General features: G+C 66.2%; 18 protein-coding genes. 9 read left to right on the plus strand and 9 right to left on the minus strand.

Translation table 11 applies throughout. The features are described 5' to 3' along the window. Nucleotides 1-74: 74 nt before the first annotated feature. A complete protein-coding gene (locus GGD61_RS30290) occupies nt 75-1,523 on the plus strand; it encodes a cell wall hydrolase (protein WP_177237508.1) in 1,449 nt (482 codons plus the stop codon). A 181-nt stretch (nt 1,524-1,704) separates the two neighbouring features. Here GGD61_RS30290 and nadC read toward each other — a convergent pair whose 3' ends face one another. The 3 genes from nadC to nadA form a co-directional block, all read right to left on the minus strand. Continuing rightward, entirely contained in the window at nt 1,705-2,583 is an 879-nt protein-coding gene (nadC, locus tag GGD61_RS30295; protein ID WP_092262424.1) for a carboxylating nicotinate-nucleotide diphosphorylase, read from the minus strand. Nucleotides 2,584-2,594: 11 nt separating this feature from the next. Further along, complete coding sequence (locus tag GGD61_RS30300) at nt 2,595-4,193, minus strand: L-aspartate oxidase (RefSeq protein ID WP_092262427.1); 1,599 nt, start codon at nt 4,191-4,193, stop codon at nt 2,595-2,597. Nucleotides 4,194-4,400: 207 nt separating this feature from the next. Beyond that, the gene (nadA, locus tag GGD61_RS30305; RefSeq protein ID WP_092262431.1) at nt 4,401-5,507 is read right to left on the minus strand and encodes a quinolinate synthase NadA; all 1,107 of its coding nucleotides are present in this window, start codon (nt 5,505-5,507) and stop codon (nt 4,401-4,403) included. A gap of 343 nt (nt 5,508-5,850) precedes the next feature. On the opposite strand from nadA, the gene GGD61_RS30310 reads away from it, so the two are divergent. The 7 genes from GGD61_RS30310 (at nt 5,851) to GGD61_RS30340 (ending at nt 15,314) form a co-directional block, all read left to right on the plus strand. After that, a complete protein-coding gene (locus GGD61_RS30310) occupies nt 5,851-7,104 on the plus strand; it encodes an MFS transporter (protein WP_092262434.1) in 1,254 nt (417 codons plus the stop codon). A gap of 41 nt (nt 7,105-7,145) precedes the next feature. Next, nucleotides 7,146-8,132: an MDR family oxidoreductase gene (locus tag GGD61_RS30315; protein WP_092262437.1), complete on the plus strand. Its 987-nt coding sequence runs from the start codon at nt 7,146-7,148 to the stop codon at nt 8,130-8,132. 113 nt (nt 8,133-8,245) lie between these two features. Further along, entirely contained in the window at nt 8,246-8,833 is a 588-nt protein-coding gene (locus tag GGD61_RS30320; protein WP_092262441.1) for a hypothetical protein, read from the plus strand. A 164-nt stretch (nt 8,834-8,997) separates the two neighbouring features. Next, the gene (locus GGD61_RS30325) at nt 8,998-9,264 is read left to right on the plus strand and encodes a DUF6894 family protein (RefSeq protein ID WP_092262444.1); all 267 of its coding nucleotides are present in this window, start codon (nt 8,998-9,000) and stop codon (nt 9,262-9,264) included. Between the two features lie 178 nt (nt 9,265-9,442). Continuing rightward, nucleotides 9,443-11,179, plus strand: a complete 1,737-nt coding sequence (locus GGD61_RS30330; protein WP_092262613.1) for a methyl-accepting chemotaxis protein — start codon at nt 9,443-9,445, stop codon at nt 11,177-11,179. A gap of 196 nt (nt 11,180-11,375) precedes the next feature. Then, nucleotides 11,376-13,346, plus strand: coding sequence for a methyl-accepting chemotaxis protein (locus GGD61_RS30335; RefSeq protein ID WP_183231744.1), 1,971 nt, complete (start codon nt 11,376-11,378; stop codon nt 13,344-13,346). Between the two features lie 279 nt (nt 13,347-13,625). Further along, complete coding sequence (locus GGD61_RS30340) at nt 13,626-15,314, plus strand: methyl-accepting chemotaxis protein (RefSeq protein ID WP_177237509.1); 1,689 nt, start codon at nt 13,626-13,628, stop codon at nt 15,312-15,314. 3 nt (nt 15,315-15,317) lie between these two features. Here GGD61_RS30340 and GGD61_RS30345 read toward each other — a convergent pair whose 3' ends face one another. The 6 genes from GGD61_RS30345 to GGD61_RS30370 all read right to left on the minus strand — a co-directional run bounded on the left by GGD61_RS30345 (nt 15,318) and on the right by GGD61_RS30370 (nt 22,013). Next, complete coding sequence (locus GGD61_RS30345) at nt 15,318-18,020, minus strand: DUF2339 domain-containing protein (protein ID WP_183231745.1); 2,703 nt, start codon at nt 18,018-18,020, stop codon at nt 15,318-15,320. A 50-nt stretch (nt 18,021-18,070) separates the two neighbouring features. Next, nucleotides 18,071-19,039 carry an NrtR DNA-binding winged helix domain-containing protein gene (locus GGD61_RS30350; protein WP_177237510.1) on the minus strand — a complete coding sequence of 323 codons (969 nt, stop codon included), beginning with the start codon at nt 19,037-19,039 and terminating at the stop codon, nt 18,071-18,073. A gap of 226 nt (nt 19,040-19,265) precedes the next feature. After that, nucleotides 19,266-19,772: a tyrosine phosphatase family protein gene (locus GGD61_RS30355; RefSeq protein ID WP_018323373.1), complete on the minus strand. Its 507-nt coding sequence runs from the start codon at nt 19,770-19,772 to the stop codon at nt 19,266-19,268. A 131-nt stretch (nt 19,773-19,903) separates the two neighbouring features. Further along, nucleotides 19,904-20,518, minus strand: coding sequence for a YfbR-like 5'-deoxynucleotidase (locus tag GGD61_RS30360; protein ID WP_018323374.1), 615 nt, complete (start codon nt 20,516-20,518; stop codon nt 19,904-19,906). Then, entirely contained in the window at nt 20,515-21,141 is a 627-nt protein-coding gene (locus GGD61_RS30365) for a DNA-3-methyladenine glycosylase I (protein WP_092262461.1), read from the minus strand. The genes GGD61_RS30360 and GGD61_RS30365 overlap by 4 nt, the downstream gene beginning before the upstream one ends. Further along, nucleotides 21,138-22,013: a folate-binding protein YgfZ gene (locus GGD61_RS30370; RefSeq protein WP_018323376.1), complete on the minus strand. Its 876-nt coding sequence runs from the start codon at nt 22,011-22,013 to the stop codon at nt 21,138-21,140. Before GGD61_RS30370 ends, GGD61_RS30365 begins: the two co-directional genes overlap by 4 nt. A gap of 101 nt (nt 22,014-22,114) precedes the next feature. On the opposite strand from GGD61_RS30370, the gene GGD61_RS30375 reads away from it, so the two are divergent. Further along, nucleotides 22,115-23,449, plus strand: a complete 1,335-nt coding sequence (locus GGD61_RS30375; protein ID WP_092262463.1) for a dihydroorotase — start codon at nt 22,115-22,117, stop codon at nt 23,447-23,449. The last annotated feature ends 137 nt before the right edge of the window (nt 23,450-23,586 follow it).

Raw genomic sequence — 23,586 nt, forward strand, 5'->3', positions numbered from 1 at the left:
TTACGATAAAGATCGAATTGCACGGATGTACTGCGTTTCGATTTTTCTGGCGTAAGCGTAGCGTGAGCGTATCGATGTCTGTGTTGCGTAACCATCCGAAGGGCGCGCGGTTCGCGTCCTTCGGCATCGGTCTCTGCATCTTCGCATTGATGCCGAGAGAGACCGGCTATCAGGATATTGCCTCCCTGCTGGCGCGCCAACCCGGCGTCGCCGAGCGTTGGCAGAAGCAGGTGTTCTCTGCGGCGTCCTCGATCCAGCTCGCCACCTACAGCTTTTCCCGCCCCATCGGCACCTCGGTTCCGCAGAGCGCGATGGTTCGCCTGGCGAGCCTCGATGGCCGCGACGTCACCGGCGCGATCGGCCGCAATCCGGCGCTGCAGGCTGCGCCGCGCTACCAGGCTTCCGACTTTCCCAAGGTCGATCGCTCCATGAAGGGTGATCGCCTCGCCACCGTGACCCCGACCGAGACTCCCGAAGCGCCCGCTGCGGCGCCGGCGCAGCAAGATCCCGCGACGTCGAACAGCTCGGTGTTCGGCGCCAAGACTGCCGCGCTGCCGCAGGCGATGTCGCCGGAATCCGCGGCCGCGCTCGATCCCGAGCTGCAGGAAGCACTCCGCGCGCCGCCGCTGCCGCAGTATTCCAATCCACCGCGCGCCAGTGACGCGGCGCGCGCGCTCGCGACCGCGCCGCTCGAGGCGCTTAAGCGGACCACTGCGCCGACGACGCCGGTGCGGGATCCGTTCAGCGTCAAGACCTCCAACCTGTTCTTTGGCAGTTCCTCGCTCGGCGGCAATCTCGAAAGCATCGAGAGCTGGCAGCCCGGCGCCGAGCCGCTGATCGTGATGCCAGATCCCGACATGAAGGTGACGGCCTCGCTGTCGCCGCCCACAGTGGACATCGCCAAGGATATCGAGAGCGGCGAGAGCGTCGCGCCGAAGGGCGAGGTCAACGCCGACAACCAGCGCGCCAGATCGCCGGCGGAGCGTCTCGCGCTCGACGACAAGTCGCGCGCGAAGTCCGAGAAGTGCCTTGCGGAAGCCGTCTATTTCGAGTCGCGCGGCGAGGCCGTGCGCGGCCAGATGGCCGTCGCGCAAGTCGTGATGAACCGCGTGTTCTCCGGAAAATATCCCGACACCGTGTGCGGAGCAGTCTATCAGAACAAGCACCGCCATCTCGCCTGCCAGTTCACCTTCGCCTGCGACAACAATGCCGACGTGATCCGCGAGCCCGAGATGTGGGAGCGCGCCAAGAAGATCGCGAAGGCGATGCTCGACGGCCAGATCTGGCTGCCCGAGGTGGGCAAGTCCACGCACTATCATGCCTACTGGGTGCGCCCGTCCTGGGTCGCCGAGATGAAGAAGATGTACAAGACCGGCGTGCACACCTTCTATCGCCCGCGCGCCTGGGGCGACGGCAGCGAGGAACCGAGTTGGGGCACGCCAGCCCAGACCGCCGCGCTGTCGGCCGAGCTCGCGCAGGAAGCGAAGAGTTCCGCGGAAATGGGTGCGAGCGAGCGGCGCTGAGGCAATCAATCGTCGCGGCAGTGAAGGTGCGCTCCCTCTCCCGCTCGCGGGGGAGGGTCGGGGAGGGGGTGTTTCCACAGGCGAGAACCCCAGTGTGGAGAGAGCCCCCATCCGGCGCTTCGCGCCGACCTCCCCCGCAAGCGGGAGAGGTGCAGCCAGCCCCGGGCTCAGAGCGGTGATCTCACATCTCAATATCCAGCGCGCAATCAAAGTTCGGCGCCGAATGCGTCAGAGCGCCTGCCGAAGCGTAATCGACACCGGTCGCCGCGATGGCCGCGATCGAGTCCAGCGTGACGCCACCGGACGCCTCCAGCTTGAGACGACCCTCGTTGATCCGCACCGCCTCGCGCAGCGTCGCAAGGTCCATGTTGTCGAGCAGCACGGCTTCGGCAAGTCCGGTATCGAGCACCTCGCGCAATTGCGCCAGCGTATCGACCTCGATCTCGATCTTGACGAGATGGCCGGCGTGGGCGCGGGCGCGCTCCAGCACCGCACCGATGCCGCCGGCGACCGCGATGTGGTTGTCCTTGATCAGGATCGCATCGTCGAGGCCGAAGCGGTGGTTGAAGCCGCCGCCGCAGCGCACCGCGTACTTCTCCAGCGCGCGCAGCCCCGGCGTGGTCTTGCGCGTGCAGCAGATGCGCATTTTCGTGCCTTCGGTGCGGGCGACATAGTCGGCCGTGAGCGTCGCGACGCCCGACAGGCGGCCGACGAAATTCAGCGCGGTCCGCTCCGCCGTAAGAATGGCACGCGCCGGCCCCGAGATCGTCAGCACCTGCTGTCCGCGGACAACGCGTGCGGCGTCACGGACGTGCGCGCGCACGTCGATGTCGGGCGAGAGCTTCTGCAACGTCGCCAGCGCCAGCGGCAGGCCTGCGATCACGCCGGACTGGCGCGCGACCAGAATGGCTTGCGCCCTGGTCGCTTCCGGGATCGTCGCCAGCGAGGTGATGTCGCCGGCGCGGCCGAGGTCCTCGTCGAGCGCGCGCTGCACCGCTTCGTCGATCGCAAGCGGCGAGAGAAAGGCGTCGGGATAGAGCAGGGAGGTGGGGGTAATCATGGCAAACTCCGTCAGGCGATCATGGGTTGCGCAACGCGCGGCCGGGAACTCAGGCTCTCCGCGATCTCGCGCACCGCGGCGAGTGTCGTCATCGTTCGCCGCGCCTGCGCAGGGACGTCAGCGGGATGGTCGGAGCGGAAATGCGCGCCGCGACTCTCGCGCCGGCTCCACGCCGAGGCGGCAACGAGCAGGGCGGACGTCGCCATATTGCGCAGCGCGAGGCTGGTTGCCTCGCGTTCGAGCACGGCGAAGTGGTGCACGGCCTCGGTGAGGCCGTCGCCCTTGCGGATCACGCCGAGATGGGCGCTCATCATCGCGCGCAGCCGCTTCCCGGCCAGAGCATCCGGCGTGCCGCCGCGCGGTGTCACCAATGCGTCGGGGAGGCGGGCGGGCGCGGGGATCGAGCGGCCGGCGATGTCGTCGGCGATGCGCGCGGCGTAGACCACCGCCTCCAGCAGCGAGTTCGAGGCGAGCCGGTTGGCGCCGTGCGCGCCGGTCGACGACACTTCGCCGCCGGCCCAGAGTCCGTCGATCGAGCTGCGGCCGCGCGCATCCACGGCGATGCCGCCCATGTGGTAGTGCGCGGCGGGCGCAATCGGGATGGCTTGCGTGGCCGGATCGATGCCGGCGGCGATGCAGCTCGCATGCACGGTCGGAAATTTGTCGGCGAAGCGCGCGCCCAGCGCCTGGCGCGCATCGAGGAAGGCGCCGCGACCGGCCGCGATCTCGGCGAATACGCCGCGGGCCACGATGTCGCGCGGCGCAAGCTCCGCGAGCGGGTGACGCGCCGGCATGAAGCGCTCGCCATTGCCGTTGATCAGCGTTGCCCCTTCACCACGCAGTGCTTCGGTCGCGAGTGGTGCGGGATCGCGGCCGACCATGATGGCGGTCGGGTGGAATTGCACGAATTCCGGATCGGCGATCACGGCACCGGCACGCGCGGCGATGGCGAGGCCGGAGCCGCTGGCTTCCATTGGATTGGTCGTCACGGCGTAGAGATGTCCGATGCCGCCGGTGGCAAGCACCACAGCGCGCGCAGCGAGCAGGAACGGTCGAGCCGTGGGATTGCCGGCTTCGCGCAGTTGAAGGCCGGCGACGGCACCGTTCTCGGCCAAGAGGGCTTCGGCGACAAGCCCTTCGATGACACGGATCGACGGCGTACGGCGCACCGCGTCGCTCAAGGCCGCGATGATCGCGGCACCGGCACCATCGCCTCGCACATGCACGATGCGCCGGGCCGAATGTGCCGCTTCGCGTCCCACGGCGAGCCTGCCTTCGAGATCGCGATCGAAGGGGACGCCATAGGTCAGGAGATCGTGGATGCGCGGCGCGGCCTCGCGCGCGATCCCAAGTGCGACCGCCTCGTCGACGAGGCCGCCGCCGACCGCGATGGTGTCGGCGGCATGCGCTTCCGGTGTGTCGCCCTCGGCCACCGCCGCGGCGATGCCGCCTTGCGCCCATGCGGATGATGCGCCCTGTCCGAGCGGCGCGGCCGAGATCAACGTCACCGGCCGCGGCGCGAGCTTCAGCGCGCAGAACAGTCCGGCAAGGCCGCCGCCGACGATGACGATATCGTCGGTGCGGGTGAGGTTGTGGATGTTGTTGGTCATTGTTCTCTCCATTCACTCTGCCGTCGTCCCTGCGAACGCAGGGACCCATACGCCGCGGCGGAAGTTGTTGTGCGAAGCTGCGCGTTGCCTCTCTTCGCCAAACATCTTCCTGTGGTCAGCGCGACGAGCGCGAGCGCTCGCGCGGGGGTCCCGGATCTGCGCTACGCTTGTCCGGGACGACAGCTGTGTGTGACGCTGCATGTGTTGTTAATTCTTCAGATTGATCATCCGCTCGACCGAGCGCCTTGCGCGATCCGCAAGTGCGGGATCGATCGTCACCTCTTCGCGGAGCGTCAGCAGGCTGTCCAAAATGTTGGCGAGCGTGATGCGCTTCATGTGCGGGCAGAGATTGCAGGGGCGCAGCATCTCGACGTCAGGCAGCTCGGCGCGCACATTGTCGGCCATCGAGCATTCCGTGATCATCACCAGCCGCCGCGGCCGCTTTTCGCGCACCCAGTTGATCATGTGCGCGGTCGAGCCGGTGAAGTCGGCTTCCGCCAGCACGTCCGGCGGACATTCGGGATGTGCGATGATCTGCACGGACGGATCGGCCTCGCGAAAGGCGCGCAGCTCTTCGCCCTTGAAGCGCTCGTGCACCTCGCAGGCGCCTTTCCAGGCGATGATCTTCACGTCGGTCTTCGAGGCCACGTAAGTGGCGAGATAGCGATCGGGCAGGAAGATCACGCTTGGCGCGTTCAGGCTCTCGACCACCTGCACCGCGTTCGAGGAGGTGCAGCAGATGTCGACCTCGGCTTTCACCTCCGCCGAGGTGTTGATGTAGGCGACGACAGGCACGCCCGGAAATTTTTCGCGGAGCAGGCGCACGTCGGCGCCGGTGATGCTGGCGGCCAGCGAGCAGCCGGCGCGCGAATCCGGGATCAGCACCGTCTTGTCCGGGTTGAGCAGTTTTGAGGTCTCCGCCATGAAGTGCACGCCGCACTGCACGATGACATTGGCCTCCACCTTGGTGGCCTCGACCGCGAGCTGCAGCGAGTCGCCACCAATGTCGGCGACGCAGTGGAAGATCTCCGGCGCCTGGTAGTTGTGGGCGAGGATCACCGCACCCCGCGCTTTCTTCAGGTCGTTGATCGCCTTGATCGTCGGCGCCATCAGCGGCCACTCGATCGGGGGGATGACGTGCTTCACGCGCTCATAGAGCGGGGCGGTGGCGCGTTCGATCTCCGCCGTCCATCCCAGCGAAGGCGTCGGCAGCGCGCGCGCTGTGGGCGCTGGTGCGGGGCGGGGAGAGGAGGCGAGATGGCCCTGCGGCCGGTTGGCAAAATCGTCTGGACCGTAGATTTCAGTGATCGGCATTAGAGCCTCCCTCGTATGTCATTTATACTCAATATGAGTATATGTAGGGCCTGAGTAATCCGGCCGAGGGGCCGGAGCGGGTTTCATCGATCCTCATATATGCTCAATATGAGTAAATCAAAAGTAGCACGCTCTGCCGAGGACGGCTAGGTCCTGCCGCACACAATCTCGTCAGGTCGTCGTCCGACGCGTCTGGCGAAGGCCAGATTGAAACGCAATGCTCCCGCGGCAGCCCCTCGTGGAATGCAACCGTTTTTGATTTGGGATTTTCATGCAAATGCATTAAATGACGCATTCGCGGCCGCCTCTTTGCGAATCCGCCAATGACAGACGGGGAAATACCATGTCGACATCAGTGGGCGAACTCGCTCCGGCCTCACGTTCCTCCAGCTGGCGTACCCCCGCCGTCATCATTTTGTGCGGCTGCGCGATCGGCATGCTCGGCTTTGGCCCGCGCTCGGCGCTCGGTTTCTTCGTGCAGCCGATGAGCCATGAATTCTCCTGGGGCCGCGACGTGTTTGGCCTCGCCATCGCCTTTCAGAATTTGCTGTGGGGACTGGGTCAGCCCATCGCCGGCGCGGTCGCCGATCGCTTCGGCCTGTTCCGGGTGATGTGCGTCGGGGCGCTGCTCTATGCCGGCGGCCTCTTGCTGATGCGCTATTCCTCGACGCCGCTGTCGCTCAACATCGGTGCCGGCGTCATGGTCGGCTTCGGACTCGCCGGCTGCTCGTTCAATCTGGTGCTGTCGGCATTCACCAAGCTGCTGCCGGCCGAAAAGCGCGGCCTCGCGCTCGGTGCCGGCACGGCCGCGGGATCATTCGGGCAGTTCCTGTTCGCACCGATCGGCGTCGCGTTGATCGACAATTTCGGCTGGCAGCAGGCCCTCTCCGTGTTCGGCTTCCTGATGCTGCTGATCATCCCGCTGTCACTGGCGCTCTCGACGCCGCCGGCTGCAACTACGGCCAGTGCGACGCCGGCGGATGAGCAGACCATCACCAGGGCGCTCGCCGAAGCCTTCGGTCACCGCTCCTATGTGCTGCTGGTGCTCGGCTTCTTCACCTGCGGATTCCAGCTCGCCTTCATCACTGTGCATCTGCCGGCCTTCCTGGTCGATCGCGGCATCTCGACGCAAACCGGAGGCTGGGTGATCGCGGCGATCGGCCTGTTCAACATCATCGGCTCGCTCAGCGTCGGCTATCTCCAGAACTCGCTACCCAAGCGCTACATCCTCTCGGCCATCTACTTCACGCGTGCGCTCGCAACCCTCGCCTTCATTTCGTTCCCGATCACGCCGTTCTCGGCGATCGCGTTCGGTGCTGTCTCCGGCCTGACCTGGCTGTCCACGGTGCCCCCGACCTCGGCGCTGGTGGCGCTGATGTTCGGCACGCGCTGGCTTGCGACGCTGTACGGCTTTGCCTTCGTCAGCCATCAGGTCGGCGGCTTCCTCGGTGTCTGGTTAGGGGGCATCGTCTTCGAACGCTTCGGTTCCTATACGCCGATCTGGTGGCTCTCGATCCTGTTCGGCGTGCTTTCCGCGCTGATCAATCTTCCGATCGTGGAGAAACCTGTCGTTCGGGCGGTTGCGCAGCCTGCCTGATCGGCTAAACATCCCGGTCAAACCAGTCAGGGAGTTCAGCTGTGGCCACATTCAAGGCGATCCGGATCGACAAGGCGGACAAGGGCACCACTGCCGCGCTGACGCAGTTCGATGAAGCCGAACTGATGGACGGCGACGTCACCGTCCGCGTGGAATGGTCGACGCTGAACTACAAGGACGGCCTCGCGCTCACCGGCAAGGCGCCGGTGGTGCGCCGCTTCCCGATGATCGCCGGCATCGACTTCGCCGGCACGGTCGAGCAATCCTCGCATCCGCAATGGAAAGCGGGCGACAAGGTCGTCTGCACCGGCTGGGGCATGGGCGAGACCCATCTCGGCGCCTATGCCGAGATGGCACGGGTGAAGGGCGACTGGCTGGTCGCCTTGCCGCAAGGCCTGTCGGCCCGCGATGCCATGGCAATCGGTACCGCCGGCTTCACTGCGATGCTCTCGGTGCTGGCACTCGAGAAGCACGGTCTCTCGCCGAAGAGCGGCCCTGTGGTGGTGACGGGTGCTGCCGGTGGCGTCGGCTCGGTCGCCACCGCCGTGCTCTCGAAGCTCGGCTACCACGTCATCGCCTCGACCGGCCGAGCCTCGGAGGCCGACTATCTGAAGCATCTCGGAGCAGCCGAAATCATCGACCGCAACGAATTGTCGGCGCCGGCTAAGCCGATCGCTAAGGAGCGCTGGGCGGGTGGCGTCGACAGCGTCGGCTCGACCACGCTGGCGAATCTGCTCTCGATGACGAAATACGGCGGGGCCATCGCGGCCTGCGGCCTGGCCGCTGGCATGGACCTGCCGTCATCCGTCGCGCCCTTCATTTTGCGCGGGGTGTGCCTTCTCGGCATCGATTCCGTGATGTGCCCGATCGAGCCGCGGAAAGCCGCCTGGCAGCGCCTGGCGTCAGATCTTGATCGGACTAAACTATCTGAAATCACTCACGAAATTCCTCTTGATCAGGTACCGGAGTGGGGCGCAAAAATCCTGGCCGGCCAGGTCCGCGGCCGCATCGTGGTAAAAATTGTCTAACGGCGTTCAGACTTTACCAACCAAGCTGCTTCAATGTCGCCATGGTTAGTATGGTAAGCAGCGGGTAAAGAGATAAGGCATCGCCCGCCGCGGGGGTTAGTTCGGAGTTGAGCATGCTTGCGCGTATTGTGTTGGGGGCTGTCACGGCGGCAGCAACGTTTGCGCCGGCCCTTGCCGGAAGCATGAACGCCGACGAGGCGCGTCGCTTCGTGGCAGGCAAAGTGTTTGCCTTCACCTGTTTCGACGGCACCCGCGGCGCGGGCCGCATCCTGGACGATCTCGGCGCCGCCGGTGCGGTGCAGTTCTCCGGCGCGGGCCCGGTCAAGCATCTCCGCCTGCCCGGCAATACGCTCCAGATCCGTGGCCAGAATGTCTGCGCCTCGATCAAGGGCATTCCATTCGAGCCTTGTTTCAACCTGGAAAAGACCGACGATCGCAGCTTCCGCGGCTCGGTGTCGGGGATGGGCTTCGCCTATTGCGACTTCCATCACCAGGGTGGCAACCAGATGCTGATGGCGCGCGCTGCGGCGCGTCCGCGCTCGCTGCACAGGACAGAGCACACCGGTTCCGTCGGCGCGTCCAACACCGAAGTTGCCGCGCGCGTCGAGACGCCGCGTGTCGAGAGCAGCCGGCTCGAGCCGGTGAAGTCGGAGCCCGCCAAGAACGAGGGCCCGCTGGAGCTGCGCCGTTCCACCCAGTGAGTCGGCTGCGCGGGACGGTCCGCGCACTTTGTTGTTGAAGACGTTCATCGAACGCCAAGCCGCCGCGCCGTAGTCATACGGACGGCGGCTTTCATGCGTTGGTAGCTGTTCGCGCGCCAGTTTGCGGACGGCCGGGGGGCGCGGCCCGATAAAAGGGTTCAACGATGTCGCTGTACTTTTTCCGCATCAGCACCGGTCGCTATTCCGGCGCCGCCGACCAGCCGTACGAATTCGAGGACCGCACAGCCGCCTGGACCGAGATGACCGAGGTCTGCGCCAATCTGCTCGGCGGCATCGCGCGCAGCCTGAAGCCGAACGCCGAGTGGTGCATGGAGCTGCTCGACGAGGACAAGAAGCCGGTCTTCCGCATCAGTCTCGTCGGTGAGAGCGTAACGCAGCGGGGCGGGGGTCCTATCACTGCGTGTGATTAACCTGTTAAGCGCGCATACCGTGCTGAAATTCAAGGGGTTTTCCTACCGATCCCGTATTTGCCGGGAGGCCGCGTTAACCAAATTGGAATGGTGAACGCATACTTTTTGGACAAGGGCGATCAACGCCGAGGGCGGCTGGCAATGACTCGGCCGCGCATTCCCTAGGGGAAGCATGCCGATGTTGAGCCTCGTTCAGAATTTGCGGATTGGGACCAAGCTGGCGATCTCATCGGCGGTCGGCATCCTCCTGGTCCTCGCGATGATAGCAGGTCAGGTGATCGGAAACGGCAACGTGCGCCGGTCCAGCCAGACGGCGTCCGAGCAGCAGGAGCTCGCACGCGAGGCAGTCGAATCCAAGCTCGCGGCGCGCGCCATGCAGCTCGCCGCACGCGACATCCGCCTCGCCAATAATTCAGATGGACTGCAGAAGGCGCGCGACGCGCTGGTCGAACGCGCCGGTCATTTGGTGAAGGTTGCCGACGCAATGCTCACGCTCTCGCACGTGCCGGAAAACCGCGCGAGGATAGAGAAGCTCAAGGTCCTCACGGCGAACTACCTCAAGGGAGCTCAGCAGCTCGCATCCGTGCGCGGTGCCGCCCTGGCTCTCACGGGTGAGGATGCCGCTACTCGCCTCGCCAAGCTCGTCGATGAGGGGACGCGTCTCGCCCGCGAGGTCACGTTGCCGATCGCAGGCGAGATAGACCAGGCTGCCAATCAGATTGCCGACGTCGCCAGGCACAGAAGCGAAGAGGAGATTGCGGCCTCCGCGCGGGAGATGGCGTCCAGCGAGCATATCGCAATAGTCATCGGCGCTTTCACGGCGCTCGTCCTCCTCGGCTCCTGGCTCACGTCGTTCCTGACCATCGCACGGCCGATCCGCGCGCTCACGGTGGCCATGGACAAGCTCGCCGGCGGCGACTTTTCCGTGGTGCTGCCCGGTCTCGGCCGCAAGGACGAGGTCGGCGGTGTCGCGGCGGCTGTCGAGAAGTTCAAGATCGTGTCCGAACAGAAGGCGCGCGAGGAGGCCGAGGCCAAGATCAGGCAGGATCAGGCTGCAGCCGTGCAACGCAAGGCCGAGATGTCCAGGCTGGCCGATGGCTTCGAGGCGGCGATCGGCGAGATCGTCGATACCGTGTCATCGGCCGCGACTGAACTGGAAGCGTCTGCGTCGACGCTCACGTCGACTGCGGCGCGCGGACAGGAACTCACCACCATGGTTGCTGCCGCCTCCGAAGAGGCGTCCACCAACGTGCAGTCGGTGGCGTCGGCGACCGAAGAGCTGTCGTCGTCGATCACGGAGATCAGCCGCCAGGTGCAGGAATCCGCGCGCGTCGCCAGCGAAGCGGTCAGCCAGGCCCGCACCACGACCGACCGCGTCGGCGAGTTGTCGAAGGCGGCGGCGCGGATCGGCGACGTGGTTGAATTGATCAACACCATCGCCGGCCAAACCAATCTCCTGGCGCTCAATGCGACCATCGAGGCCGCGCGCGCCGGCGAGGCGGGCCGCGGCTTTGCCGTCGTCGCCTCCGAGGTCAAGGCGCTCGCCGAGCAGACTGCGAAGGCGACCGGCGAGATCGGCCAGCAGATCGCCAGCATCCAGACCGCGACCGAGCATTCGGTCGGCGCCATCAGGGACATCAGCGACACCATCGAGAAGCTGTCGGAGATTTCCTCGACCATCGCGGCTGCCGTCGAAGAGCAGGGCGCGGCGACGCAGGAGATCTCCCGCAACGTGCAGCAGGCGGCGGAGGGCACCCATCAGGTGTCCTCCAACATCACCGACGTGCAGCATGGCGCGAGCGAAACCGGCTCGGCATCCTCGCAGGTGCTGGCGGCGGCGCAATCGCTGTCCGGCGACAGCAACCGCCTCAAGCTCGAGGTCGGCAAGTTTCTCGGCACCGTGCGCGCCGCCTGAACCGCGACATTCCTCGGCAGATCTGCTTGCAACCGCCGCGTGACTGCGCGGCGGTTGCGCGCGTTCGTAATTCGACGCCGCGACCCTTGGCGCGCGGGGTTAACTTTCCGGAAAAGCGACGCAGTCATGATTGCCGCAATTTCCCGGATGCTGAGTCGTCCTTCGCGTATTGCGTCTCAATCGTTGGAGCACATTCATGAGTGGCATTTCCATTCGCCTCACTCACAAGGTCATGGCGATCGGACTGTTCGGCCTCATCGGGCTCGTCGCCTTCGGCACGATCTACCAGATTGGCAGCCTCTCCCAGGACACGTCTCGCGACGCCGCCGAAGAGGCGCGCAGGCTGTCCGATCTGAACCAGCGGATCACCCATCAATTGCTCGAAGCGCGCCGGGCCGAGAAGGATTTCCAGCTTCGCCGCGATCAGTCCTATGCGAAGCGTCACGCCGAACTTGCTTCCAACATTACCCACAATCTTGATCGTCTCGGCAGCGCGACGCGTGCGGCAGGGTACGCGGCAGTCGGGGAAAAGGCGTCACTGGTCCGCACCGGGTTCGAGAGATATGTGAGCGAATTCGCGGCCGTCGAACGGGCCGAGGTCAAGCTTGGATTGAACGAGACCCTCGGGTTGTCAGGCTCGTTGCGCACGGCGGTGCACGACATCGAGACCAAGCTCAAGGACGTCGACGATCCCAGGCTCACCAGCGGCATGCTGACGATGCGTCGTCCCGAGAAAGATTTCATGTTGCGCCGCGACCCGAAATACCTCGACGCCCTGAAGAAGACGGCGACGGAATTCTCCGGGCAAGTCGAGGCGTCGGCGATCCCGCCGGCCGTCAAGGCCGATATCGGCAAGAAGCTCTCCAAATACCAGGACGACTTCGTGGCGTGGGTAGCCGGCGCGCAGGATCTGGCCGCGCACGGCTCGGCGATGTCCAAGGAATTCCGCACCATCGAGCCCGTGCTCGACGAGATCGAAAAGACCGTCAGTCAGCGATATGACGCGGCGAAGGCCGCCGAAGAGTCGATGCGGGCCTCGATCAAGCTCTGGATGTGGGTCGCACTCGGATGCTCCATCCTGCTGGTGGGGAGCGTGTCCTTCTTCACCGGCCGCTCGATCTCGACCGCGCTGATCGCCATGGTGCGGTCGATGACCGGTCTGGCAAACGGTGACACCTCCGTCGTGATCCCCGGCGTCGGCCGCAACGACGAGATCGGCGAGATGGCCGGCGCAGTCGCGGTCTTCAAGATCAACATGGCGGAAGCCGAGCGACTGCGCGCCGAGCAGGCCGAAGCGGACGCGCGTGGGCGAGAGCAGCGCAAGCTCGACATGCAACGGCTCGCCGATACGTTCGAAGGCGCCGTCGGCGAGATCATCGAGACGGTGTCGTCGGCGGCAACCGAGCTCGAAGCGTCGTCGAACACGCTGACCCACGCCGCCGAGCGCGGCAATGGGCTTGCCACCGCCGTGGCGGCGGCCTCGGAGGAGGCGTCCGCCAACGTGCAGTCGGGGTCGTCCGCGAGTGAGGAATTGACCTCCTCGGTCTCCGAGATCAGCCGCCAGGTGCAGGAATCGGCGCGTGTCGCCGACGTCGCCGTCGGCCAGGCTCAGCGCACCAATGCGCGCGTCGCCGAACTGACCAAGGCGGCTTCCCGCATCGGCGACGTCGTCGAGCTGATCAACACCATCGCCGCGCAGACCAACCTCCTGGCACTCAACGCGACGATCGAAGCGGCGCGGGCGGGCGAAGCCGGCAAGGGTTTTGCGGTGGTCGCGACCGAAGTGAAGGCGCTTGCCGAGCAGACCGCGAAAGCCACCGGCGAGATCGGTCAGCACATCGGTGCGATCCAGACTGCGACAGACGAGTCCGTCGGCGCGATCAAGGAGATCGGTGACACCATCGCGAAGATGTCGGAGATCTCGTCGACCATTGCCGCTGCGGTGGAGGAACAGGGCGCCGCCACGCAGGAGATCTCCCGCAACATCCAGCACGCCGCGCAAGGCACTTCCGCAGTCTCGTCGAATATCGCCGACGTCCAGCGCGGCTCCGGCGAAACCGGGGCTGCCTCGGCGCAGGTGCATTCGGCCGCGCAGTCGCTGTCGCAGGAGAGCAACCGGCTCAAGAGCGAGGTCGCGCGCTTCCTGGAATCAGTACGGGCGGCCTGAGGCGGTCGTCCGGTGCATGTGGTGGTGCGTCGTGTTTCGCATCGCAGCACGAGGTGTCCTTGCAGCAGCAAGAGACGGTTGCGGAGAAAATAACGCCCGACGAGACCGACCCGTAGTTTTACGTAGGCTCCTGTTAACGCCTGCTTGCAATTATGGGGCGCAATCTTACGGGATAAGAACCAGCCAGCATTGTTGAACTGACCTTCGCCCGGTCGTCCGTCGTGACGCCTGCGGCGCGGGTGACGTGCGCGCTGCCAGGGTATCATCGGGATTTGTGTGATGTCGAAGTTGTCGATCGTTTTCAAGCTTCTGACCGTGCTGTCGGTCCTCGTTCTGTCGCTCGCCGGGGTCGGCGTGACGGCGATCGGCACCATGCAGAATATCAACGCTCACACGGTCGAGATTGCACAGAGCTGGCTGCCGAGCGTGCGTGCGCTCGGGTCCATGCGCGCCGACATCAACGAGCTGCGCGTCGCGCTCCGTTTGCACCTGATGCAGGACACCGCCGAAGGCAAGGAAGCCGCCGAGAAGCGGCTGGCCGGCTTGCGTGAGCGCATCGAGAAGACGCGCAAGGTCTACGAGCCGCTGATCACGGCCGCCGAAGAGCGCGCGCTCTATGAGCAATGGAGCAAGGCGTGGGGCGAATATCTGAACGGCGTGCAGGAGACGATGGCGCTGTCGCGCAAGAGCGTCGGCCGCTTCCCGACCGACGCCAACGAGATGTTGCAGACCAAGGTCGCCAAGATGGCCCAGGCCGCCGATCCCCTGCTTCAGAAGGGCATCGAGCTCAATAACCAGGGCGCCGAGCTGGAGACCAGGCAGGCGGCCGACAGCTACGCCACCATCTTCCGCGTCCTGGTCGGCATCATCGTGCTGTCGGTCGTGATCGCGATCGGCGCCGCCTATTATCTCGTGCGCGACGTCTCTCGCGGCATCGCCTCGATCATTCGTCCGATGCAGTCGCTCGGCGAAGGAGACCTCTCGGCCGAAGTGCCGCATCGCGGCGAGAAGACCGAGATCGGCTCGATGGCGGATGCGCTCCAGATCTTCAAGGAAGCGCTGGTTGCCAAGAAAGCCGCCGATGAGGCGGCCGCACGCGACGCCGAGGCCAAGATCGAACGTGGTCGCCGCGTCGATGCCATCACGCGCAATTTCGAGGCCATGATCGGCGAGGTCGTCGAGACCGTGTCGTCGGCCTCGACCGAGCTCGAGGCCTCCGCGGCCACGCTGAGCGGCACGGCGCAGCGCGGCCAGCAACTCGCAACCGTCGTTGCGGCTGCGTCCGAGGAAGCTTCCACCAATGTCCAGGCGGTCGCGTCCGCCTCGGAGGAGCTGTCGTCCTCGATCACCGAGATCAGCCGCCGCGTGCAGGATTCGGCGCGGATGGCCGCGGAAGCCGTCGAGCAGGCGGCGCGGACCAACGATCGCGTCAACGCGCTGTCGCAGGCGGCCTCCCGCATCGGCGACGTCGTCGAACTCATCAACACCATCGCCGGCCAGACCAACCTCCTGGCGCTGAATGCGACCATCGAAGCGGCGCGCGCCGGCGAAGCCGGTCGCGGCTTTGCCGTCGTCGCCTCCGAGGTCAAGGCATTGGCCGAGCAGACCGCGAAAGCGACCGGCGAGATCGGGGCGCAGGTTGCAGGCATTCAGTCTGCAACGCAGGAATCCGTCAGCGCCATCCAGGAGATCGGCGGCACCATCGAGCGGTTGTCCGAGGTGTCATCGGCCATCGCCGCCGCCGTCGAGGAGCAGGGCGCCGCGACGCAGGAGATTTCGCGCAACGTCCAGCAGGCCGCGCTCGGCACGCAGGAAGTCTCGTCCAACATCACCGACGTGCAGCGCGGCGCGATCGACACCGGCTCGGCCTCGGGCGAAGTGCTCTCGGCGGCGAAGTCGCTGGCGACCGACAGCACCCGCCTGAAGGTCGAGGTCGCGCAGTTCCTGGAATCGGTCCGCGCGGCCTGATCTTTACGCGCTCGCCTGCGGAGCCGGCGGCGGTGCGACCTGCCGCCGGAACAGGATGCGCTGGTAGAGCCAGCCGATCGCGACCAGCACGACGCCGAGGCACATGAACGACAACGCGCGGTAGACGCCCGTGAGCGTCGACATGTCGATGACGAAGGCCTTCAGGATCGTCAACGCGATGACGGCAGCCGAGGCCAGCCGTGCGCGCTCCGAGTTGACGAGAATGCCGACCCCCAGCAACGCCACGCCGAAGGCGAGCCAGCCGATCGAGTAGGTGTATTGTTCGGCGCCCGTCGTCGCGCCGGTGGAGAGGATCGGGCCGTGATAGAAGCGGCGGATCTCCAGCGTGACATAGGCGAGCGCGAACACCAGCGCGCCGCCCGCAATCGTGTTGGCGTAGACCTTGCCGCGCATCCCCACCACTGCGTAGGACAGCAGCAGCATCAGCACCGCCGGCAGCGCATAGCCGAGCAGCAGCAGGTTGAACACGGCGCCGCCGACGTCGATGTGCCAGATCAGCGGGTTCTCCAGGATCAGGAGGCCGAACACGCTGATGAGCCCGCCGATCGCCGTCAACACGACCGCGCCGACATTGCGCACGATGCTGCGGCTGCGCAGCCGCAAGCGCTCCAGCCCGATCGCCATCGCGAGCGTGACGCAGACCTGCAGGGCGAATTCGAGCAGCGACGGCGGCGAGGTCATCCGGCCATTGGTCGCAAAGTGCCGGATCTCCATGAAGGCGAGCAGCGCGGTGAACAGGATCGCCGCAGTCTCGACCATGCGCAGCGGCGCATCGTCGGCGCGGCGGCGCAGGAAGATGCTCGCGGCCCAGAACGAGGCCGCCGGCAGGCCATAGCCCCAGAGCAGCCAGTTGAAGATCGGCGTGGTACCGACAGCATCGCCGACGATGCGCGGATCATAGCCGATGCGCGCGGTGACGATGCCGGCGAAGATGGCAGCGAGCCAGCGCAGGAATGGGATCGGCCGCTGCATCGAGATCCAGGCGGTGCCGAGCGACATCAGCGCCAGCGCAATTGTGAGCCAGCCCTTCTCCAGCGCGAAGGTCAGCGCCAGCGCCAGCGCGCCGAGCGTGCCGGTCGCGAACAGGGCGGTGGAGACGGCGACGCCCGGCCGGGTTTCGCGGCGTGTAAGCGCTTCGGTCGCAGCACCGAAGGCGGCGGCAAGCAGCACCGCGAGGATCGCGAACGGGATCGAGCGGTCGAGATGGGCGATGCGCGCGTAGAGCGCGATGAGGATCGCGATCGGCGTGGCGACGGCTGCGGCCGACCACACCACGGGAATGATTGCAGAGTTGGAGCGGCCCTGCGCGAGGAAGCCCGCAACGCCGAAGCCGATGGCGAAGATCGCGGCCATCACCAGATGCAGCGTCACCGAGCTGTCGATCGCGGCCGGTCCAACACCTGCGATGGGGCCGCCCGGCAGCACCAGCATGTCGGGATTGGCGCGCACCGCCCATTCGGCGAACACGATGAAGACGGTCGCTGCGGCCGCACCGAGCGCGCCGGTCGCCGCCGGCGCACGCCAGGCGACGAGAAGCGTCGCGCCGACGAGAAGCGTGAACGCGATCAGCGCCAGATCCGCATGTGCGCTCGACAGCACGATCAGCATGGCGCCGAACAGGTAGGCGCCGAGCGAGCTCGATGAGACCGGCTCGATCTCGCCGTCCTCGATGCTGGGGCCGAACATGAAGCCGCAGACGACGAGCAGCGCGGCGAGCACGAAGCCTGCGATGACCTGGAAGGCGTGCGGCGCGACCTGCAACTCTTCGCTATCCAGACCCGGGAAGATCCAGAGCACGGCAAAGGCGATCGTCGTGACCGCCAGCCAGCGCCACAGCCGGATGCGCGCGAGGCCGAAGCTCGCGGCGGTGACGACGGCGAGATAGATGTAGAGGGCCCAATAATCCGGCTTGCCGCTGGAGACGAGCAGCGGCGTCACGAAGGCGCCGACCACGCCGAGGCCGGCCAGCGCCGGCCCGTGCAGCAGCGCGGCGGCGAGCGTGCACATGGCCACGATGCCGAGCAGCACGAAGGCGGTGGCGGGCACGAGGAAGCCGTAGAGCGCATAGGCGGCATAGATGGTCGCGAACGCCACCGCCGTACCCGCGGCGGTGAGGATCGCCGGGATGTTGGCGATCGGCAGCGCCTGGATGTTGGAAATGCTTTCCTTGCGCCGCGACCACTCGCCGGCCCCGAGCAGCGCAGCTGCGAACAGGCCGCCCAGGAACACGCGCACGCCGGGGCCGAGCAGACCGGCCTCGATCGAATAGCGCACCATGAAGAAGCCGCCGAGCGCCAGTGCCAGGCCGCCGATCCAAACCACCCAGCGGGTGCCGAGCTGCTCCTCGAAGCCGGGCGCAGCAGCCGGCACTGGAGGTGGTGCGGCAGCCGCGGGGCTCGCTTCGAGCGGCGGCGGTGAAAGCTCTTCGGTGACGAGTGGCGGCGGCGCCAGCTCGGCTTCGGGTGCAAGCGGCGGCGGCTCGGCGGCCGTTGTTGCGGGCGCAGGCGCCGGCTCCTGCGCGGGCATGAGCGGCGGCGGCTGCACCTGCCGTTGCGCGTAGAACATCTCTTCGAGCGAATTCAGTCGCCGGCGCAGCTCGGCCGCCTGGCTGGAGGCCTTGATCGCGATCAGGAAGGCGGCGATCGCAATGATCCACGCAAAGACGTCAAACGGGCCGTCGAACATAAAGCCTCCAGGCGACCGGCGGGCAGGGGCCGGTCACATAGTATGTCGGGTCAACGCCGGGAGCGCACGCGCAAGCCCGGCGCGGGCCGCTCCTGGAGCACGTCGCGCCGGAAGCGATAGAGCGCCGCCGGCCGTCCGCCCGTCTGTGTCGACATCACCCCGGTCGGTTCGACCAGGGCTTCCATTTCGACCAGGCGACGGAAATTCTGCTTGTGCAGGTGCCGGCCGGAGATTGCCTCGACCGTATGCTGCAGTTCGGTAAGTGTGAATTCGGGCGGCAAAAGTTCAAAGACGACAGGACGATACTTCAGTTTTGCACGCAGCCGCGCGATCGCCGTAGCGAGAATCCGGCGGTGATCGAACTGCATCGAGGTCCCGAGCGGGGGAAGCGTCTTGCGCGCTAATGCCGCAGGGCGGCCGTCGCGCCGCGCCTCCTCGACCAGCCCGGCCTCGTACAAGAGCTCGTAGCGGTCGAGCACCCGCTCCTCGTCCCAGGCCGCCCCGTCGAGGCCGAAATAGAACCGCACGCGATCCCTGCGCGGCAGCGCGCGCGTCGTCTCCGGCGTCTCCTCCGCAGCCCATTCGGTCAGCGCGGGAATGATGTCGCGGGCGATGATCGCCGGCGGCTCCTCGCGCCGGTCTTCCCACGGGAAGAAGCGATACCATGGCGCGAAGCTCGCCGCATTGGCTGCAAGCTCGCCGTCCACCGCGCGCGTCAATGCGAGATAGCCGATCGACACCATATGCGCGCCGGTGTCGCCAGCCTCGGCATGGCGGCCGCGATCGCCGAAGGTGTAGAGCTGCTCGACATAACCGAGCCGCAAGCCCGCCTGTTCCTCGACCCAGGCGCGCAGGCCGATGTCGAAGGTGCGATGCGCGAGCGCGTCGAACGGGCCGAACGGCAGGCCGGCAAGCCCGTCATTGCCGCGCGCGGTGAGGATCAGCGGCTCATGCCCCTCGATCGCGACGATCGCCGCGGTCAGGCCGATCTCGATCGGCGTCAGCAGCGTCTCGCTCATGCGGCTGATATCGCGGGCGGTGAGAGAAAAATATGCCGATTGATTGGGCCGGCCTCTCCACGAACTCGCTGCACCTCTCCCGCTTGCGGGGGAGGTCGACGCGCTCGAAGAGCGCGGCGGGTGGGGGCTCTCTCCCCACGGGGGTCCTCGCTTGCGGATATACCCTCTCCCCAACCCTCCCCCGCAAGCGGGAGACGGGGCGCACCTGCGGTGTCGCGCGCAGCTGTCATTCGAGCTCGATCACGAAGGGGCGGCCCTCGACCATCATCGCGCCGGGGCCGATCTCGTCGAGCGCGCGCAGCATGCGGCCGTCGCGTCCCAGCGCACGATCGGCAAGGCCGACGATGCGCCGGTTCGGCGAGGCGATCGGCGAAGCCGAGCGGATCTTCCTGGCGATCTCGAGCTCGTCGCGGTTCGGATTGAGCGCGCACACCGCCGCAAACGCGCTCGCAGTGGAGCGGCTGATGCCGGCATAGCAATGCACCACCAGCGGCGCACTGCGGTCCCAGCCGCGGACGAAGTTCAGCACCTGATCGATATGGGTCTCGGACGGTGCGACGAAACCGTCCATCTCCTCGGTGATGTCGTCCATCGAGACCTTGAGATGGTTGGCGGGCAGCACGGACACCGGCCGTGCCACCTGCTCGACATTGGCCATCACGGTCAGCACGTGGCTGGCCCTGGTGAGGCGGACGGTTTCGGGAAGCGCGGCGAGGGAACAGACGTGGATCATGGGGGACCTTTTTGCCGCCGAGTATAGCCGGTGCCGTAGGGTGGGCAAAGCGGAGCGTGCCCACCACCTTTGTCGCAAAAGCGAAAGGACGTGGGCACGGCGCAAGCGCGCCTTTGCCCACCCTACGGCACCTACGCGAACACCGCGCCAAACCGCTCCAGAAACTGCTTCTCGGCCCGGGCCGCCGTCCACGGCGTCAGATAGTCGCGCCGGACGCTGTCGGAGAGGCCGGGATCCTTGCCGAACAGGCGCCGCGCCTCGCTTTCGCTGAAGCCGGCAAGCTCGGTCGCTTCCAGATAGGCCGCCCCGCGATCGGCGGCCTTGATCGCCAGCGTGACCTCCTCGGGCAGCACCGGCGGCAGTCCGAAGCGGACATGGATGGCGCCGAGCAGGCGTTTCTCCACCGCCTTGTAATGGCCGTCGAGCACCGCCTTGAACGGCGAGATCATGTCGCCGATGACATATTCGGGCGCATCATGCAGCAGCGCTGCGAGCCGCATGCGCTGGTCGACCCGCGGCATCTCGTGCCGCATCACGGTCTCCACCAGCAGCGTGTGCTGCGCGACCGAAAAGATGTGCGTGCCAACGGTCTGCCCGTTCCAGCGCGCGACGCGCGCCAGCCCATGCGCGATGTCGGCGATCTCGACGTCGAGCGGGGAGGGATCGAGCAGATCGAGCCGCCGTCCCGACAGCATGCGCTGCCAGGCGCGGGACGCCACGTCGCGTGCAGTCTTCTTCGCCGTCATTTGACCTTGAGGCGCGGCTTGCGTTGCGACTTGCTGCAGCTGGCGTGACAGTGGCAGTCGACGAGGTGGTCGTTGACCATGCCGGTCGCCTGCATGAAGGCATAGACGATGGTCGGGCCGACGAATTTGAAGCCGCGCGAGGACAGATCCTTCGAGATTTGCACCGACAGCGGCGTCGAGGCCGGCACGCTCGCGGTGGTCTTGAAATGATTGACCTTGGGCCGTCCGTCCATGAAGTCCCACAGCAGTTTCGAGAAGCCGGGACCCTTCTCCATGATGTCGAGATACGATCTCGCGCTCGCGATCGTGCCGTCGATCTTGGCGCGGTTGCGCACGATGCCGGCATCGTTCATCAGCGCGTGCACCTTCTTGGCATTGTAGCGCGCGATCTTCTCCGGCTGGAAATCGTCAAAGGCTTTGCGAAAATTGTCGCGCTTGCGCAGGATCGTGATCCAGGACAAGCCGGCCTGGAAGCCGTCGAGGATCAGCTTTTCGTACAGCGCGCGGTCGTCATATTCCGGCACGCCCCATTCGGTGTCGTGATAGGCAACATAGAACGGGTCATCGCCCGGCCAGGGGCAGCGGGTCTTTCCGTCGGGATGCAGGCGGGGAGCGCGGCTCATGCGATGGGTTGCTTGGCTGGAATGCGAACGACGTCCGGTTCCGCAAGCTTCAAGACGAGGCCGCCTGCGGTGAGGGGCTGGCCGGCATCGAGCGCGTCTGCGACACGGTCGATGCGCACCAGCGCAATGCCCTTGCCGCCGGATGTCGAGCCGATGGTGCCGACCGGCTTGTCGCCGGCAAGAATGGTCGCGCCGGCCTCGGGCGAGGGACCATCGAGCAGCACCTTCACGCTGCGGGTACGCGCGGTGCCGCGATGCTGCATGCGCGAGACGACCTCCTGGCCGACATAGCAGCCCTTGTCGAAGTCGACGCCGGCAAGACGGTCCATGTTGGTCTCGTGCGGAAACGCATCGCTGTACATGAAATCAAGCCCGCCGCGCGGCACGCCGAGCGCGATGCGGTGCGCCTCGTATTCGGCGGCGTCGACCAGCTCGGCCCCGATGAGGTCGGAGAGTTTCTGTTTGAGATCCTCAGGGATCAGGATGCGGGTGCCGAGCGCTTCGTTGCGAGGATCAGCGAAGGCGAGGTCCGGCTGCGCCGCAGGCTGGCCGTCCCAGGCGGCGAGCACGCCGAGATCAAGGTTTTCCACCGTGACCTTGGCGCGCAGCTTGTAGAATTTCAGCTTGGTGGCGAAGCTCTCGGCCAGTGCTTTGGGGCAGTCGATCAGGAACCCGCCGCCGTGACCTGCGGGGACTTCCGTGATCAGGAAATCCACGATGATCTTGCCCTGCGGCGTCAGCAGCGCGCCGAATCGCCCCAGCCCCGGTTTCAGCCTGTCGAGGTCGGTCGTGACCAGGCCGTTGAGGAAGTTGCGCGCATCCTCGCCCGCGACCTTGACCACGCCCCGGTCGGGAAGAAACGCTGATTTCATGCGAAAATCTCTTGCGACATGTTGCTCCGGAACGTAAGCCCGCAAGGCATAAACGACAAGACCTCGAGCCCTGCGCTTGGGGATGAGAAGGGCCTTCAGCCATGACCCAGCGTTTCGATGTGATCCTCAAAGGCGGCACCGTCGTCAACCAGGACGGCGAGAATGTTCGCGATATCGGCATCACCGGCGGCCGCATCGCCGAGCTGGGCCCGTTGTCGCAGGGCTCGGCCGCCGAGGTCATCGACTGCAAGGGCCTGCACATCCTGCCCGGCGTGATGGACACACAGGTGCATTTCCGCGAGCCCGGGCTGGAGCAGAAGGAAGACCTCGAGACCGGTTCGCGCAGCGCCGTGATGGGCGGCGTCACCGCCGTGTTCGAGATGCCGAACACCTCTCCATTGACCGTGACTGAAGCCACCTTCACCGACAAGGTGAAGCGCGCCCATCACCGCATGCATTGCGATTTCGCCTTCTTCATCGGCGGCACGCGTGAGAACGTGCAGGACCTGCCGGTGCTCGAACGTGCGCCTGGCTGTGCCGGCGTCAAGGTGTTCATCGGCTCCTCGACCGGCGCGCTGCTGGTGGAGGACGACGAAAGCCTGCGCCGCATCTTCCAGGTGATCCGCCGCCGCGCGGCCTTCCATGCCGAGGACGAATACCGCCTCAACGACCGCAAATCGCTGCGCATCGAGGGCGACCCGCGCTCGCATCCGGTGTGGCGCGATGAGACCGCGGCGCTGATGGCAACGCAGCGCCTGGTCAAGCTCGCGCACGAGACCGGAAAGCGCATCCACGTGCTGCATATCTCGACCAAGGAAGAGATCGAGTTCCTGCGCGACCACAAGGACGTCGCCTCCTGCGAGGCGACGCCGCACCACCTCACGCTGGCTGCGCCCGAATGCTACGAGCGGCTCGGCACGCTCGCGCAGATGAACCCGCCGGTGCGCGGGGCCGATCATCGTGCCGGCATCTGGCGCGGCATCGAGCAGGGCATCATCGACGTGCTCGGCTCCGATCATGCCCCGCATACGCTGGAGGAGAAGCAGAAGACCTATCCCGCCTCGCCCTCCGGCATGACCGGCGTCCAGACGCTGGTCCCCCTGATGCTCGATCACGTCAATGCGGGCCGGCTTTCTCTGGCGCGCTTCGTCGATCTCACCAGCGCCGGCCCCGCGCGCCTCTACAACATGGCCTGCAAGGGCCGCATCGCCGCCGGCTACGACGCCGATTTCACGGTCGTCGATTTGAAGCGCAGTGAGACCATCACCAACAAATGGGTGGCGTCGAAAGCAGGCTGGACCCCCTATGACGGGTTGCGCGTCACCGGTTGGCCCGTCGGCACCTTCGTCCGCGGCCGCCGCGTGATGTGGCAGGGCGAGCTGGTGACGGCCTCGCAGGGCGAGCCGGTGCGGTTTCTGGAGACGCTGAAGCAGTAGCTTGCCGCGCTCGTTGTGATCCGTCATCCTGTGGTGTGCGCCATGCAATGCTCTTGCATTGCATGGCAAGCCTCGAAGGATGAGCGGCCCCGCTAGTGGCCGTGCCCTTCGAGGCCTCCGCTACGCTCCGGCACCTC

Source organism: Bradyrhizobium sp. SBR1B (genome assembly GCF_014198205.1).
GTDB lineage: Bacteria > Pseudomonadota > Alphaproteobacteria > Rhizobiales > Xanthobacteraceae > Bradyrhizobium.

Bases quoted from the DNA above. Each gene is read 5' to 3' on its own strand.
- GGD61_RS30290 (WP_177237508.1), top strand. From the start codon at position 75: ATGTCTGTGTTGCGTAACCATCCGAAGGGCGCGCGGTTCGCGTCCTTC.
- nadC (WP_092262424.1), bottom strand. From the start codon at position 2,583: ATGATTACCCCCACCTCCCTGCTCTATCCCGACGCCTTTCTCTCGCCG.
- GGD61_RS30300 (WP_092262427.1), bottom strand. From the start codon at position 4,193: ATGACCAACAACATCCACAACCTCACCCGCACCGACGATATCGTCATC.
- nadA (WP_092262431.1), bottom strand. From the start codon at position 5,507: ATGCCGATCACTGAAATCTACGGTCCAGACGATTTTGCCAACCGGCCG.
- GGD61_RS30310 (WP_092262434.1), top strand. From the start codon at position 5,851: ATGTCGACATCAGTGGGCGAACTCGCTCCGGCCTCACGTTCCTCCAGC.
- GGD61_RS30320 (WP_092262441.1), top strand. From the start codon at position 8,246: ATGCTTGCGCGTATTGTGTTGGGGGCTGTCACGGCGGCAGCAACGTTT.
- GGD61_RS30325 (WP_092262444.1), top strand. From the start codon at position 8,998: ATGTCGCTGTACTTTTTCCGCATCAGCACCGGTCGCTATTCCGGCGCC.
- GGD61_RS30330 (WP_092262613.1), top strand. From the start codon at position 9,443: ATGTTGAGCCTCGTTCAGAATTTGCGGATTGGGACCAAGCTGGCGATC.
- GGD61_RS30335 (WP_183231744.1), top strand. From the start codon at position 11,376: ATGAGTGGCATTTCCATTCGCCTCACTCACAAGGTCATGGCGATCGGA.
- GGD61_RS30340 (WP_177237509.1), top strand. From the start codon at position 13,626: ATGTCGAAGTTGTCGATCGTTTTCAAGCTTCTGACCGTGCTGTCGGTC.
- GGD61_RS30345 (WP_183231745.1), bottom strand. From the start codon at position 18,020: ATGTTCGACGGCCCGTTTGACGTCTTTGCGTGGATCATTGCGATCGCC.
- GGD61_RS30350 (WP_177237510.1), bottom strand. From the start codon at position 19,039: ATGAGCGAGACGCTGCTGACGCCGATCGAGATCGGCCTGACCGCGGCG.
- GGD61_RS30355 (WP_018323373.1), bottom strand. From the start codon at position 19,772: ATGATCCACGTCTGTTCCCTCGCCGCGCTTCCCGAAACCGTCCGCCTC.
- GGD61_RS30360 (WP_018323374.1), bottom strand. From the start codon at position 20,518: ATGACGGCGAAGAAGACTGCACGCGACGTGGCGTCCCGCGCCTGGCAG.
- GGD61_RS30365 (WP_092262461.1), bottom strand. From the start codon at position 21,141: ATGAGCCGCGCTCCCCGCCTGCATCCCGACGGAAAGACCCGCTGCCCC.
- GGD61_RS30370 (WP_018323376.1), bottom strand. From the start codon at position 22,013: ATGAAATCAGCGTTTCTTCCCGACCGGGGCGTGGTCAAGGTCGCGGGC.
- GGD61_RS30375 (WP_092262463.1), top strand. From the start codon at position 22,115: ATGACCCAGCGTTTCGATGTGATCCTCAAAGGCGGCACCGTCGTCAAC.